This is a genomic window from Mycolicibacterium palauense, assembly GCF_002592005.1.
Lineage (GTDB): Bacteria > Actinomycetota > Actinomycetes > Mycobacteriales > Mycobacteriaceae > Mycobacterium > Mycobacterium palauense.
Map to the genome: position 1 here is coordinate 1 of NZ_NVQF01000116.1, position 13,901 is coordinate 13,901.

General features: G+C 69.5%; 14 protein-coding genes. 8 read left to right on the forward strand and 6 right to left on the reverse strand.

The features are described from left to right. A partial coding sequence (locus CSR00_RS27225) for a DnaE2-dependent mutagenesis accessory factor ImuA' (RefSeq protein WP_099025520.1) occupies positions 1 to 642 on the reverse strand: 642 nt, incomplete at its 3' end. 218 nt (positions 643 to 860) lie between these two features. On the opposite strand from CSR00_RS27225, the gene CSR00_RS27230 reads away from it, so the two are divergent. The 5 genes from CSR00_RS27230 to CSR00_RS27250 all read left to right on the forward strand — a co-directional run bounded on the left by CSR00_RS27230 (position 861) and on the right by CSR00_RS27250 (position 5,607). After that, entirely contained in the window at positions 861 to 1,856 is a 996-nt protein-coding gene (locus CSR00_RS27230) for an alpha/beta hydrolase (RefSeq protein ID WP_245906639.1), read from the forward strand. A gap of 157 nt (positions 1,857 to 2,013) precedes the next feature. Next, positions 2,014 to 2,163 carry a hypothetical protein gene (locus tag CSR00_RS27235; RefSeq protein ID WP_176562294.1) on the forward strand — a complete coding sequence of 50 codons (150 nt, stop codon included), beginning with the start codon at positions 2,014 to 2,016 and terminating at the stop codon, positions 2,161 to 2,163. Between the two features lie 17 nt (positions 2,164 to 2,180). Continuing rightward, positions 2,181 to 3,119 (forward strand): reductase, encoded by a 939-nt coding sequence (locus CSR00_RS27240; protein WP_099025521.1) that lies wholly within the window; start codon positions 2,181 to 2,183, stop codon positions 3,117 to 3,119. Between the two features lie 3 nt (positions 3,120 to 3,122). Then, positions 3,123 to 4,607, forward strand: coding sequence for a flavin-containing monooxygenase (locus CSR00_RS27245; protein ID WP_099025513.1), 1,485 nt, complete (start codon positions 3,123 to 3,125; stop codon positions 4,605 to 4,607). A 34-nt stretch (positions 4,608 to 4,641) separates the two neighbouring features. Next, the gene (locus CSR00_RS27250; RefSeq protein WP_099025514.1) at positions 4,642 to 5,607 is read left to right on the forward strand and encodes a MerR family transcriptional regulator; all 966 of its coding nucleotides are present in this window, start codon (positions 4,642 to 4,644) and stop codon (positions 5,605 to 5,607) included. A 23-nt stretch (positions 5,608 to 5,630) separates the two neighbouring features. Here the strand turns inward: CSR00_RS27250 and guaA are convergent, their stop codons facing one another. Beyond that, entirely contained in the window at positions 5,631 to 7,217 is a 1,587-nt protein-coding gene (guaA, locus tag CSR00_RS27255; protein ID WP_099025515.1) for a glutamine-hydrolyzing GMP synthase, read from the reverse strand. 299 nt (positions 7,218 to 7,516) lie between these two features. Here guaA and CSR00_RS27260 point away from each other — a divergent pair, with 299 nt between their 5' ends. Further along, the gene (locus tag CSR00_RS27260) at positions 7,517 to 7,876 is read left to right on the forward strand and encodes a histone-like nucleoid-structuring protein Lsr2 (protein WP_099025522.1); all 360 of its coding nucleotides are present in this window, start codon (positions 7,517 to 7,519) and stop codon (positions 7,874 to 7,876) included. 39 nt (positions 7,877 to 7,915) lie between these two features. Here the strand turns inward: CSR00_RS27260 and CSR00_RS27265 are convergent, their stop codons facing one another. The 3 genes from CSR00_RS27265 to guaB all read right to left on the reverse strand — a co-directional run bounded on the left by CSR00_RS27265 (position 7,916) and on the right by guaB (position 12,442). After that, positions 7,916 to 9,652, reverse strand: coding sequence for an FAD-dependent oxidoreductase (locus CSR00_RS27265; RefSeq protein ID WP_099025516.1), 1,737 nt, complete (start codon positions 9,650 to 9,652; stop codon positions 7,916 to 7,918). A 66-nt stretch (positions 9,653 to 9,718) separates the two neighbouring features. Continuing rightward, a complete protein-coding gene (locus tag CSR00_RS27270; protein WP_328514776.1) occupies positions 9,719 to 10,867 on the reverse strand; it encodes a GuaB3 family IMP dehydrogenase-related protein in 1,149 nt (382 codons plus the stop codon). A 9-nt stretch (positions 10,868 to 10,876) separates the two neighbouring features. After that, positions 10,877 to 12,442, reverse strand: a complete 1,566-nt coding sequence (guaB, locus tag CSR00_RS27275; RefSeq protein WP_099025517.1) for an IMP dehydrogenase — start codon at positions 12,440 to 12,442, stop codon at positions 10,877 to 10,879. Positions 12,443 to 12,692: 250 nt separating this feature from the next. On the opposite strand from guaB, the gene CSR00_RS27280 reads away from it, so the two are divergent. Continuing rightward, positions 12,693 to 13,097, forward strand: coding sequence for a DUF5319 domain-containing protein (locus CSR00_RS27280; RefSeq protein ID WP_099025518.1), 405 nt, complete (start codon positions 12,693 to 12,695; stop codon positions 13,095 to 13,097). A 43-nt stretch (positions 13,098 to 13,140) separates the two neighbouring features. Here the strand turns inward: CSR00_RS27280 and CSR00_RS27285 are convergent, their stop codons facing one another. After that, the gene (locus tag CSR00_RS27285; protein ID WP_141564500.1) at positions 13,141 to 13,389 is read right to left on the reverse strand and encodes a hypothetical protein; all 249 of its coding nucleotides are present in this window, start codon (positions 13,387 to 13,389) and stop codon (positions 13,141 to 13,143) included. 49 nt (positions 13,390 to 13,438) lie between these two features. Here CSR00_RS27285 and CSR00_RS27290 point away from each other — a divergent pair. After that, positions 13,439 to 13,901, forward strand: a 463-nt coding sequence (locus CSR00_RS27290; protein ID WP_407662532.1) for a hypothetical protein, incomplete at its 3' end; no start/stop codon positions are given.

The window sequence follows — 13,901 nt, forward strand, 5'->3', positions numbered from 1 at the left end:
CCCCCGCATCGACAGCCGGACCCGGCTGATCCGGCCGAGGCCGGGCCGCCCGCCCCCCGTCGTCTCGTATCCACACACCCGGGCATCCAGCCGGATCTGGGCCCCGGGCCAATCTCCACCGGTGATCAGCAGGGCGCATCCGCGATGCCGGGCGCGTGCGGTCATCGCCTTCGCCCGGCCGGGGGCCACGCCGCGGCCGGGCAGACCGAGCACCACCAGATCCATCCCGTCCATCAGGACCGAAGCGATCTCGACGGGATCACCCCCGGGATCCGGTATCACCGCGAGCCGGCTCAGGTCCGCGCCCATCTCGGCGGCGGCCAGCAGCCCGGCGCCGGGTTGACCGACCAGGGCCGCGTGGCAGCCCGCCGACGTCACCGCGGCCACCATGCTCAACGACAGGGACCGCGCTCCCGTCAATACCGCCACCACCCCTCTCGGCAATCCGCCCGGAAGCAGGTCCGCCAGCGAATCGGGCACCGGCAGCAAACTCTCCCCGGCGAGCACGGGGGCCTGTTCACGGCCCTGACCGCGATGACCGACGCCGACCTTCCCGGAGACGTCCGCGATCCGCCGGCGTAGGATTTCCAGCTGTTCAGAGCGCAGTTCCTGGTCTCGTTCCGAGCTCAGCGCCGCCGTCATACCCCCCTTCCCAAGCGCCCGTTCCTCGTCTGTATCGAACATATGTTCGATACAGACAGTAAACGCCGCCTCGGCGGGAACGTCAAGACGTCAACGCGGTCGCAACCCTCACCTGCCGCACATCCGCCGCCGGAGGTTGCCATTGACAAATGTCACTATTCGCGACTGTACTCATTGAACCCGGTACCCACCGGGACACCACGGAAGGAACCCACCACGTGCCTCCCACCGCCACGCGGCCACCCGCCCGCCGCCGGGGATCCGTCCGATCCCGCACCGCTGCCGCACTCAGCTTCCACACCCTGCGGCGCCTCGGCACGGTCCTTCCACCCGAACAGGCCTGGGGGCTGTGGGCCTCGCGGCGCATCGTGGCCACCGTCATGGACGCCTTCGGTCCCCCGCTCACCGGCGTCCGGGTGCAGCCCGTGGAGGTCACCACCGCCGCCGGGCGCCGCGTCCGGGGCGAATGGGTCCTGGCCCCGGGCATCGAGCGCGCGGATCGGGCCATCTACTTCCTGCACGGCAGCGGATACGCCATGTGCTCGCCGCGGACCCACCGGCGACTGACGGCCTGGCTGTCCCGGCTGACCCGGCTGCCGGTGTTCTGTCTGGACTACCGCCTGGCGCCACGGCACCCCTTCCCTGCCGCCGCCGATGACGCCCACGCCGGCTGGGACTGGCTGCGCGACGAGGTCGGCCTGGCCGAGGAGCGGATCGTCCTTGCCGGTGACTCCGCCGGCGGGCACCTCGCAGTGGACCTGTTGTTACACAGTCCAGCCCATCCGCGACCGGCGGCCATGGTGCTCTTCTCACCGCTGGCCGACCTCACGCTGCACCGGGCCCGTCAGCGCGAACTCCTGCGCCCCGACCCGGCGATCAGGTCCGTCGACGCCGCCCGCCTCGTCGGGTTATATTGCCGCGGAGTACATCCCGACCATCCACGGCTGAGTCACGACATTGCCGCAGGACCGCCGTTTCCCCCCACCCTGGTCCAGGCCGGGGGCGCCGAGATGCTCGCCGCCGACGCCGAGCACCTCGCCACAACGATCCGGCTCGCCGGAGGCGACTGCACACTGCAGATCTGGCCGGACCAGGTGCATGTCTTCCAGGCGCTGCCACGCCTGTCCCCCGAAGCCGCCCAGGCCATGACCGTGGCCGCACGATTCATCTCCGAGGCGATCCCGGCCGGGGACCGCACCGGAATCGCCGTATAGCGCCCTGGCGTGTTCGGGATGTTCGGAGCGCTCGGGTCCCCACGGCGCAGCTACGACGGCGCCGCGGTCGTCACCGGCGCCGGCAGTGGCATCGGCGGCCGCGCTTGCCGAGCGCCTGATGCGCTGGACCGGGATGTCGCCACGCACGGTCGTGCGGATGTCTCTGGACACCAACGACCGCGGTGGCCTGTACTGCATGCCCCAGCCCGAAGCCCGGATCTGCTGGGGAGCAAAACGATTCGCACCACAGACCTTCACCCGGACCATGGTGCTCGTCGCCCGCATCGGCAGAGCGGTCTCGTCATGACGATCAAGGAGAAGCGCATGGCCAACACCCCAACCACGAGAATCGACATGGAGGCGATGCTCGCCAAGATCAAGGACCGCCAGTGGGCACTGGTGGACATCGACTGGACGGCGCCGGGCGCGGAAACCATCTCCGAGGAGATGCGGCCTCGGCTCAAGGCGTTCATGGCCGACTTGTGCTGGATCGAGAACATCGGCGCGCGCGGATTCGCCGCACTGGCCAAGAAGGCCCCCACCCCGACCATTGCCGAGATCTACCGGTATTTCCATGCCGAGGAGCAACGCCACGCCAATGCCGAACTGGCGCTGATGAAACGGTGGGGCATGCTCGACGACGGCGAGATGCCGGAGCCCAACATCAACATCCGCATGGCGATGGACTGGCTGGACCGCTACGCCGACGGCATGTCGCTGTCGGTGTTGGGCACCGTGATCCCCATGCTGGAGGTCGCCCTCGACGGTGCGCTGCTGAAGTTCCTGCTCGATGAGGTCGACGACCCCGTCTGCCACCGGGTGTTCGAGAAGATCAACAACGACGAATCCCGGCACATCGCCGTCGATTTCGCGGTGCTCAACATGATCGGCCACGCCGACGCCCGACGGCTGGCCATCGAGTTCGTCGGCAACGTCGCCACCCCCGGCCTGATCATCGGCGCCCTGATGTACGTGCCGCTGCTCAACCGCATCCGCAACGAGCTCGGCGACATGGGTATGGAACCCGAGCGGCTCTACAACGCGGTGAAGCGGTTCAGACAGCTTGGTGAGCGCGGCGAGTTCACTCACCGTGTGCCCACCTACCAGGTGCTCAAACGGCACGCCGCGGCCGTGGTCAATCCGCGCCACCCCTACCACCTGCTGGCCAATTCGCTGGTCTGGCTCTCCGAGCGCTACCCCAGGCGGCTGCTGCGGCCGGTCCCGAGTTGGTTCAAGGAACTGACCTACGAGCCGGCGGCCTGACCGATGGTGCACGACACCGTGATCATCGGTGCGGGATTCACCGGTCTGGGCGCCGCCATCCGACTCAAGCGGGCCGGTGTCGACGATCTGGTCATCCTGGAGCGCAGCGACCGGGTGGGAGGCACCTGGCGCGACAACACCTATCCGGGGGTGGCCTGCGACATTCCGTCGCTGCTGTACTCGTTCTCCTTCGCCCGCAACCCGCTGTGGTCACGGCTCTATCCCACCGGAGCCGAGCTCAACGCCCACATCGAGGACATCACCGACGAGTTCGGGCTGCGTCCGGTGATCCGGTTCAACACCGCGGTCAGCGGTCTCAGCTTCGACGAGAACACCGGTGTATGGACGGTCAAAGTCAAGCGGCGCCGACCTTTTCAGGCCCGCACCGTCGTGTTGGCGGCGGGACCGCTCTCGGACCACAGCTTCCCCGAGATGCGCGGCATCGACACCTATCGCGGCCACAAGATCCACGCCGCGGCCTGGGATCACTCCTACGACTTCACCGGTAAGCGGGTCGCGGTGATCGGGACCGGCGCCAGCGCCGTGCAGATCGTGCCGGAGCTGGTCAAGGCCGCGGCGTTCGTCAAGGTCTTCCAGCGCACCCCGGGCTGGGTGCTGCCGCGACTGGACGTCACGATCCCCGAACCGGTGCAGAACCTGTTCGCCCGGGTTCCGGTCACCCAGGACCTGGCCCGCCAGGCGTTGTTCTGGTTCCACGAGGCCAGTGCCGGTGCACTGGTGTGGAAATCGCCGCTGTCGGGGCTGGTCGCGCGGCTGGGCCGGGCCCACCTGCGCGGCACCGTCGCCGATCCCTGGCTGCGCCGCCAACTCACCCCGGACTTCACGCCCGGCTGCAAGCGCATGCTGATCTCCAGCGACTACTACCCCGCGCTGCAGCGCGACAACTGCAAGCTGATCGACTGGCCCATCGCGACACTGAGCCCGGCCGGGATCCGCACCAGCGACGGGGTGGAGCACCATCTGGACGCCATCGTGTTCGCCACCGGCTACGACGTGCACCTGTCGGGCCCACCATTTCCGGTGTCCGGCCGGGGCGGGCGCACCCTGGCGCAGGACTGGTCACAGCACGCCGAGGCCTACAAGAGCGTCAGCGTGCACGGCTACCCGAACCTGTTCGTGATGACGGGGCCCAACTCGGGTCCGGGACACAACTCCCTGCTGGTCTACGTCGAAGCCCAGCTCGACTATGCGGTCACCGGCATCACCACGATCCTGCGCGAGGACCTGCGCTACCTCGACGTCCGCGCCGAGGCGCAGCGACGCCACAACGAGCAGATCCAGCGCCGGCTGACCAGGACGACCTGGATGTCGGGCTGCACCAGCTGGTATCTGACCGGGGACGGGTTCAACGCGTCGATGTACCCGGGCCTGGCGACGCAGTATCTTCGTCAGATGCGGGATTTCCGCCTCGCCGACTACGAGGCGGCGCGCTCCTGCGTGGTGCGCGCCGAGCCGGCGCACGCCTGACCGCCGAACAACGAAGGGACGGGCAGACCCGACGATGGTCCCCGGGAGACAGCCACGCCCACCGACCGGCCCGATCGGCGCGATCCTGACCAACCTCCGCCGGGCCAACAGCCGGGTGCGCCGAGGTTCCCGGGACGTGCTCGAGACCGCGGTCTCCCAGCTCTTCGACGCCGTGGTGGCCGCCCCGAACGCCCAGACCGCCGCCGCCTCCGGCGAGTACCGCATCGACGAGCTGGCCAGGCTGGCCGGCACCACCACCCGCAACGTCCGCGTCTACCGGGACCGCGGACTGCTGCATCCGCCGCTGCGGGTCGGCCGGATCGCGCTCTACAACGACACCCACCTGACCCGGCTGCGGTTGGTGACCTCGATGCTCGACCGGGGCTACAACATCGCCCACGTCCACGAGATGCTCAGCGCCTGGGAGCAGGGTAAGAACATCGGCGAGGTGCTGGGCCTGGAGTCGGCCATCGTCGGCGCCTGGGCCACCGAGAAACCCCAGCACATGTCGCAGCAGCAGGCGCGGCGCCTGATCGACGACGACGCGGCCTTCGACCGCCTGGCCGCGATCGGCCTGCTGCGCACCGAGGACGCCGACCCGGACACGGTCACGGTGGTGCGCCCGTCGCTCATCGAGGCCTTCGACGAGATCCGGGGATTCGGCGTCCCGATGGACAAGCTCATCGACATCCACGAACAGGTGCTGCCGTTGGTCGACCGGATCGCCGACATCCTGGTGCAAGCCGGCGCCGAACACGTCTCCGACACCATCAAACCCGGTGAGGCGCTGCCCGACGACGCGGCGGTGGCCGAGCTGATCACCATGCTCGTACGCTTCCGCACCCAGGCCGTCGCCGCCGTCACGGCCTCCCTGGCCCAGTCCATCGAGACCTCGATCGAGTCACTGGTCACCGGCCTGCTCGCCGACTACATCGGCCCTGACGACGGCCCCGAGAACGGCCCCGATGACCGCCCCGATGTCGACCCCGGAACCGACTGAGCCTCAACCGATTCCGGCGCCGACTACTCCCATTCGATGGTGCCCGGCGGCTTGCTGGTGATGTCGAGCACCACCCGGTTGACCTCCGGCACCTCATTGGTGATCCGGGTGGAGATGCGCTCGAGCACCTCGTAGGGCACCCGGGTCCAGTCGGCGGTCATGGCGTCCTCGCTGGAGACCGGGCGCAGCACGACCGGGTGCCCGTAGGTGCGACCGTCACCCTGCACGCCCACCGAGCGGATATCGGCCAGCAACACCACCGGGCACTGCCAGATCTGGGCGTCCTGACCGGCGGCGGTGAGTTCCTCGCGGGCGATGGCGTCGGCCCGGCGCAGCGTGTCCAGCCGGTCCGCGGTCACCTCGCCGATGATGCGGATTCCCAGCCCCGGACCGGGGAACGGCTGCCGACCGACGATCTCCTCGGGCAGTCCCAGCTCGCGCCCCACGGCGCGCACCTCGTCCTTGAACAGCAGCCGCAACGGCTCCACGAGCGTGAACTTCAGATCGTCGGGAAGCCCGCCCACGTTGTGATGACTCTTGATGTTGGCCGTACCGGCACCACCACCGGACTCCACCACGTCGGGATACAGCGTGCCCTGGACCAGGAACTCGGTCTCGGTGTCCTCGACATCCCCGGTGTCCCCGGCGTGCACGACGTCGCGGACCGCACCCTCGAACGCGCGGATGAATTCGCGGCCGATGATCTTGCGCTTGCCCTCGGGGTTGGTGACCCCGGACAGCGCCTGCAGGAAGCGCTCTTCGGCGTCGACCACCACCAGCCTGGCTCCGGTCGCCGCGACGAAGTCGCGCTGCACCTGGGCGCGTTCGCCCGCACGCAGCAGACCGTGGTCGACGAACACACACGTCAGCCGGTCGCCGATGGCGCGCTGCACCAACGCGGCGGCGACCGCGGAGTCCACCCCGCCGGACAGACCGCAGATCGCCTTCCCGTCGCCGATCTGGTCGCGCACCTGCTCGACGAGGGTCTCGGCGATGTTTGCCGCGGTCCACTTGGCTCCGATTCCGGCGAACTCGTGCAGGAAGCGACTCAGTACCTGCTGGCCGTGCGGTGAGTGCATCACCTCCGGGTGGTACTGCACGCCGGCCAGCCGGCGGGCCCGATCCTCGAAGGCCGCCACCGGCGCTCCGGTGCTGCGGGCCACCACCTCGAACCCCTCGGGGGCCACGGTCACCGCGTCCCCGTGGCTCATCCAGACCGGCTGGGATTCCGGGAGATCCGAATGGAGCTGCCCACCAAGCACTTTCAGATCGGTGCGTCCGTACTCGCTGGTTCCGGTGTGCGCGACGGTACCGCCGAGCGCCTGCGCCATCGCCTGAAACCCGTAGCAGATGCCGAAGACCGGGACCCCGAGGTCGAACAGCGCCGGGTCCAGCTGGGGCGCCCCCTCGGCGTAGACGCTGGCCGGCCCCCCGGACAGCACGATCGCCTGGGGCTCTTTGGCCTTGATCTCCTCCACGGAGGCGGTGTGCGGCACCACCTCGGAGAAGACCCGTGCCTCGCGGACCCGCCGGGCGATCAACTGGGCGTACTGCGCACCGAAGTCGACCACCAGGACCGGACGCGGCGACGAGGACGAATGAGCGCTCACCGGTCCAGTCTAGTGGCGCCCACCTCGCCTTTCCGGATGGCTTCCCCGGGGACACACCCGCAGCCACTCCGGTCGGCGCCGGCGAAAACCGCGGGGGCCGCACCACACCGCCGACACATCGCCGGCACATCAGCGCGAACACCGACTCCGAATCGATGGCGTATATTAAAAGTGTTGCTGAAACGGTTGGGGAACCTGGGGGACGCTGGGAAACAGCGTAAAAATAGGAAAAGGTTCTTTGCTGGTTCCCCGTATCAGCAAACTGTAGTGGTTCGGAAACGGGAGGGATGCAGTCCGCTATGGCAAGGCAAGTCCGCGTTCATATGGTTGACGATCTCGACGGTGAGCAGCCTGCCGAGGAGACGGTGCAATTTTCGCTCGACGGCGTGCGCTATGAGATCGACTTGTCCTCGAGCAACGCCGACAGGCTGCGCAGCCAGCTTGCGGAGTGGGTCAAGGCGGCCCGCCGGCGTCGCCGGGTCGGCGGCGATTTCGCCGTATCGGGCCCGTCGTTTCGGCCCTACACCCCCATCCATCGGGGTGAGGGCGCCGCGATACGGGCCTGGGCCAGCGACAACGGGTATCAGATCGCCGAACGCGGCCGTATCCCCGCCGACATCGTCGATGCGTTCCGGGAAGCCACGTCCAAGTCCGCCTGAGCCCGTTCGCCGAGCGGTCGTCTCTCTCCCTGCCGGGCCTCAGCCCGAGGTTGCGACAGGTTCGATCGGCAGCCGCCGCAGTGCGCCGGGAGCGCCCTCGGGAACGACCGGGGACCGCGGCGGCACCGGCGCCAGCCGCCGGTAGGGCTTGCCCTGCTCGGGGCGCAGATCCTCCTCGCCCTTGTTGGGCCACAAGGAGGCGGCGCGCTCGGCCTGCGCGGTGATGGACAACGACGGGTTGACACCGAGGTTGGCCGAGATCGCCGCACCGTCGACGACCGACAGCGTCGGGTAGCCGTAGACCCGCTGGTAGGGGTCGATCACCCCGTGCCCGGCGTCCTCGCCGATGGCGGCGCCGCCGAGGAAGTGCGCGGTCAGGGGGATGTTGAACAGCTCCCCCCAGGTTCCGCCGGCCACGCCGTCGATCTTGGCGGCGATGCGCCTGGTGACCTCGTTGCCGGCCGGGATCCACGACGGGTTCGGCTCGCCGTGGCCCTGCTTGCTCGTCATCCGGCGCATCCCGAACGGCCCGCGACGGGTGAAGGTGGTGATCGAGTTGTCCAGATGCTGCATCACCAGCGCGATCACCGTGCGTTCGCTCCACTGGCGGGGATTGAGCATCCGCGCCATCTTGCGCGGATCCGCGCGGGCCTGATCCAGCAACTGGCGCCAGCGCGGCACGTCGGAGCCTCCGGGCCCGGCACCGTCGGTCATCAACGTCTGCAGCAGACCCATCGCGTTGGAGCCCTTGCCGTAGCGCACCGGCTCGACGTGGGTGTCGGCCGTCGGGTGGATCGACGAGGTGATCGCCACACCGTGCGTGAGGTCCAGGTCCGGCTTCACCGCCAGCCGCCCGGCCCCGACGATGGACTCCGAATTCGTTCGGGTCAGCATCCCCAGCTGTGACGACAACGCCGGCAGCGCACCGGTGTCCCGCATCTTGAACAGTAGTTTCTGGGTGCCGAAGGTACCCGCCGCCAACAGCACGTGGGTCGCGGTGAACGTGCGCCGCCGACGTCGCAACAGCGCGCCGGTGCGGGCGGTGCGCACCTCCCACAGGCCGTCGGCTCGTTGGGCGAACCCGGTCACGGTGGTCATCGGATGCACCCGCGCCCCGGCGGACTCGGCCAGGCCCAGGTAGTTCTTGACCAGGGTGTTCTTGGCGCCGTAGCGGCATCCGGTCATGCAGGCCCCGCACTCGATGCACCCCGTGCGTTCCGGGCCCGCGCCACCGAAGTAGGGGTCGGGGACCCGCCTGCCCGGTGTCTTGGTGTCGTCCGGGCCGAAGAACACCCCCACCGGTGTGGGCACGAAGGTGTCCCCGACGCCCATGTCGTCGGCGACCTCCTTCATGATGCGGTCGGCGTCGGTGAAGGTCGGGTTGGTCACCACGCCGAGCATCCGCTGGGCCTGCTCGTAGTGCGGCATCAGCTCGGCGTGCCAATCGGTGATGCCCGCCCACTGCCGGTCGGTGAAGAACTCCTTGGGCGGCACGTAGAGCGTGTTGGCGTAGTTCAGGGAGCCGCCACCCACCCCCGCGCCGGCCAGGATCATCACGTTGCGGAGCAGGTGGATGCGCTGGATGCCGTAGCAGCCCAGTCTGGGTGCCCACAGGAACTTGCGCAGATTCCACGAGGTGCGCGCGAAGTCGGTGTCGGAGAACCGCCGCCCGGCCTCCAGGACCCCGACGCGGTAACCCTTTTCGGTGAGCCGCAGCGCACTGACGCTGCCTCCGAAACCCGACCCGATGATGAGGACGTCGTAATCCGGCTGCATCGGCTCAGTATGACCTTACCGGCGGGTAACCTGCCAGAGAGGTAACCCTAACCCGAGGGGGCGGGCTCAGCTTCCGACGCTGAGCCCCACCTTCTGGAACTCCTTGAGATCGCAGTAGCCCGCCTTGGCCATCGAGCGGCGCAGACCGCCGACGAGGTTCAGCGATCCGAACGGGTCGTCGGACGGCCCGGTGAGCACCTGCTCGAGGCCGGGCCGCTCACCGAGGGCCACCTGGAGCAGCGCCCCGCGGGGCAGCGACGGGTGCGCCGCGGCGGCCGGCCAGAACCAGCCGTCGCCGAGGGCCTCGGCCGCCAGCGACAGCGGCGGGCCCAGCATGACGGCATCGGCACCGCAGGCGATCGCCTTGGCCAGATCGCCGGAGGTGTGGATGTCGCCGTCGGCGAGCACGTGCACATACCGGCCGCCGGTCTCGTCGAGGTACTCCCGCCGGGCCGCCGCGGCGTCGGCGATGGCCGTGGCCATCGGGACGCTGATGCCGAGCACCTCGTCGCTGGTGGTCACCCCGGACGTCGATCCGTAGCCCACGATCACCCCGGCCGCACCGGTACGCATCAAATGCAGCGCGGTGCGGTGGTCGAGCACACCGCCGGCCACCACCGGCACGTCCAGCTCGGAGATGAAGGTCTTGAGGTTCAACGGTTCCCCGGACCCGTCACGCCCCTGCGCCACCCGTTCGGCCGAGATGATGGTGCCCTGGATGACCAGCAGGTCGATTCCCGCGGCCACCAGCGCCGGGGTCAGCGCCTGCGCGTTCTGGGGGCTGACGCGCACCGCGGTGGTCACTCCCGCCTCACGGATCCGCGTCACCGCCGAACCGAGCAGGTCGGGGTCCAGGGGGGCCGCGTGCAGCTGTTGGAGCAGGCGGATCGCGGCGCCGCCCTCGGGCTCCTTGGCCGCCGCCTCGATCACCTGGGCGACCTTGGTCTCGACATCGGAGTGCCGGCCGATCAGGCCCTCACCGTTGAGCACGCCGAGACCGCCGAGGCGGCCCAGTTCGATGGCGAACTCCGGGGAGACCAACGCGTCGGTGGGATGGGCGACGACGGGGATCTCGAACCGATAGGCGTCGAGTTGCCACGCCGTGGACACGTCCTTGCTGGAGCGCGTCCGCCGGGACGGGACGATGGTGACGTCATCGAGTTCATAGGTGCGGCGGGCCGTACGGCCCATTCCGATCTCGACCATGTCGCGCACAACAACCCCCTAGCGCGAGTAGTAGTTGGGCGCTTCGACCGTCATCGTGATGTCGTGCGGATGGCTCTCCTTGAGCCCGGCAGCGGTGATCCGGACGAACTGCGCCCGCTGCAGCCCCTCGATGGACGACGCGCCGGTGTAGCCCATCGCGGCCCGCAGTCCCCCGGTGAGCTGGTGGATCACCGTCGACAGCGGACCCCGGAAGGGTACCCGGCCCTCGATGCCCTCCGGGACGAGCTTGTCCTCGCTGAGGACGTCGTCCTGGAAGTAGCGGTCCTTGGAGTAGGAGCCGGTCCTGGTGCCCTTGCCGGTGGTGCGGCCCTGCATGGCCCCCAGCGACCCCATGCCGCGGTAGCTCTTGAACTGCTTGCCGTTGACGAGGATCAACTCCCCCGGCGCCTCGGCGGTACCGGCGAGCAGGGAACCCAGCATGGCGGTGGACGCGCCGGCCGCCAGGGCCTTGGCGATGTCGCCGGAGTACTGCAGACCGCCGTCGGCGATCACCGGCACGCCGGCGGGTGCGCAGACCGCCACCGCCTCCAGGATCGCGGTGATCTGGGGCGCGCCGACTCCCGCCACGACCCGGGTGGTGCAGATCGAGCCGGGGCCCACACCGACCTTCACCGCGTCGGCACCGGCCTCCACCAGTGCCGTCGCCGCGGCGCGGGTCGCCACGTTGCCGCCCACGACCTCGACCCGGTCACCCACCTCGGCCTTGACCTTGCCGACCATGTCGAGCACCCGGCGGTTGTGCGCGTGGGCGGTGTCCACGACGAGCACGTCGACGCCGGCGTCGACCAGCGACATCGCCCGCGACCAGGAGTCGTCGCCGACCCCGACGGCCGCGCCGACGAGCAGCCGGCCGTCGCTGTCCTTCGTGGCGTCGGGATGCTGCTCGGTCTTGACGAAGTCCTTGACGGTGATCAGCCCGGTCAGCTTGCCGTTACCGTCGACGATGGGCAGCTTCTCGATCTTGTGCCGGCGCAGCAGACCCAGCGCGGCGTCGGCGGACACGCCCTCGCGCGCGGTGATCAGCGGCGCCTTGGTCATCACCTCCGAGACCGGCTTGGACTGGTCGACCTCGAAGCGCATGTCGCGGTTGGTGATGATCCCGACCAGCGATCCCGAATCGTCGACGACGGGCAGGCCCGAGATCCGGAACCGGGCACACATCGCGTCGACCTCGGCCAGCGTGTTCTCCGGGGAGCAGGTGACCGGGTCGGTGACCATGCCGGCCTCGGAGCGCTTGACCGTCTCGACCTGACTGGCCTGCTCGGCGAGCGGAAGATTGCGGTGCAGGACGCCCATGCCACCGGCGCGGGCCATGGCGATCGCCATCCGCGCCTCGGTGACGGTGTCCATCGCGGAGCTGACCAGGGGCACCTTCAGCCTGATCTTGCGGGTCAGCTGACTGGAGGTGTCCGTGGTCGCCGGGATCACATCGGAGGCCGCGGGCAGCAGCAGCACGTCGTCGAAGGTCAGCCCGAGCATCGCGATCTTGTGCGGATCGTCTCCGCCGGTGGGGATGGGGTCGTCGGCCAGCCCGCGGCGGGTATCGGGGATAGGTCGAGCCATCGTGGGGCCTCCATCGAGGGTGTCGCGCGTAGTCCTTCCCGTGCCGTCCTCCGTGCCTACTGCATACATATGGCCACCACGGGAAGCGCGGCCATACCGGACTTTGGAATGGGAGAATGCCATCCTATCGGCTCGGCGTCGCGATCAGGTTTCGCGCCCACCCGCCACGCCAGCGGGAACGGCCCGCCCACCCGGTCAGACACGCGCGATCCGCTAGCGCGATCGTCGCGGGCTTGCGTACTGTAGAGGCGTGCGCGACCACCTACCACCGGGTTTGCCGCCCGATCCCTTCGCCGATGACCCCTGCGACCCGTCGGCGGCGCTGGACGCGATCGAGCCGGGCCAGCCGCTGGACTCCCAGGAACGGGCCGCGGTCGAAGCCGATCTGGCAGACCTGGCGGTCTACGAATCGCTCTTGGCGCACAAAGGAATTCGCGGCCTGGTCGTCTGCTGCGACGAGTGCCAGCAGGATCACTACCACGACTGGGACATGCTGCGGGCCAATTTGCTGCAGCTGCTGGTGGACGGCACGGTCCGCCCGCACGAACCGGCCTATGACCCCGAACCCGACGCCTACGTCACCTGGGATTACTGCCGCGGCTACGCCGACGCTTCGCTCAACGAGGCGACCTCGGACACCGACGGCTATCGCTGACGGCTGAATCCCGCCGAACCCCTCGGTTCCTGAGCCGCACCGCTCAGCCCTCGCCGGCGTCCGGCTCCTGTACCGCCGGGACCGGCGTGGTGGTGGTCACCACCGGCTTGGGCTGACTCTGAGTCGTCTGCTTCGGCGCCGTCTGCTGGGTCTGCTTCGGCGCCGTCTGCTGGGTCTGTTTCGGCGTCGTCTGCTGAGGAGTCGTCTGCCCGGGCGTTGACCGCGAGGCCGGGGCCTCCGAGGTCTGGGGCGCCGGCGCCCCCGAGGTCTGGGGGGAGGTCTGGGGTGCCACCGACTCCGGTCCTGTCGTGGCCGGCGCGGCGCTCTGCGCGTCTCCCTCCGTGGCTGGGCCGGCCACCGATGTCTGCCCGGCGGTCTGCCCGGCGGCGTCCGACTCCTCGCCGACCTCGGCAGCCGCCGCCGGCGCAGCCGTCGTGGTCGTCGTGGTGATCGCGCTGGAGGTGTTCGGCGGCGCCTCGCTGGACGCCGCACTGGACGGGGTCGCGCTGGAGCTCGGCGACGGCGACTCTGACGGCGATGGCGATGGCGATGTCACCGATTCCGAGGGTGCCGTCGACGGGGTCGGCGCGCTGCTGGTCGCACCGTCGGGAGCCTCCGAGGAGGTCGGGGCCTGCGCTTCCGACGGGTTCTGGGACGAGGGTGCGGTGGAAGGACCGGTGCTCGCCGGCGACCCGGTGGGTTCTTCCGAGGGCCCCTCAGAGGGCCCCGTCGGCGACACCGGCGGGGTGGTCGCGGTGATCACCGACGGACCGGTGGTGTCCACGTCGTCGCTTATACACATCT

Excerpts from the sequence above, each read along its gene's own strand:
- CSR00_RS27235 (WP_176562294.1), top strand. The coding sequence starts at position 2,014 with ATGTCTCTGGACACCAACGACCGCGGTGGCCTGTACTGCATGCCCCAG.
- CSR00_RS27240 (WP_099025521.1), top strand. The coding sequence starts at position 2,181 with ATGGCCAACACCCCAACCACGAGAATCGACATGGAGGCGATGCTCGCC.
- CSR00_RS27245 (WP_099025513.1), top strand. The coding sequence starts at position 3,123 with ATGGTGCACGACACCGTGATCATCGGTGCGGGATTCACCGGTCTGGGC.
- CSR00_RS27250 (WP_099025514.1), top strand. The coding sequence starts at position 4,642 with ATGGTCCCCGGGAGACAGCCACGCCCACCGACCGGCCCGATCGGCGCG.
- CSR00_RS27260 (WP_099025522.1), top strand. The coding sequence starts at position 7,517 with ATGGCAAGGCAAGTCCGCGTTCATATGGTTGACGATCTCGACGGTGAG.
- CSR00_RS27265 (WP_099025516.1), bottom strand. The coding sequence starts at position 9,652 with ATGCAGCCGGATTACGACGTCCTCATCATCGGGTCGGGTTTCGGAGGC.
- guaB (WP_099025517.1), bottom strand. The coding sequence starts at position 12,442 with ATGGCTCGACCTATCCCCGATACCCGCCGCGGGCTGGCCGACGACCCC.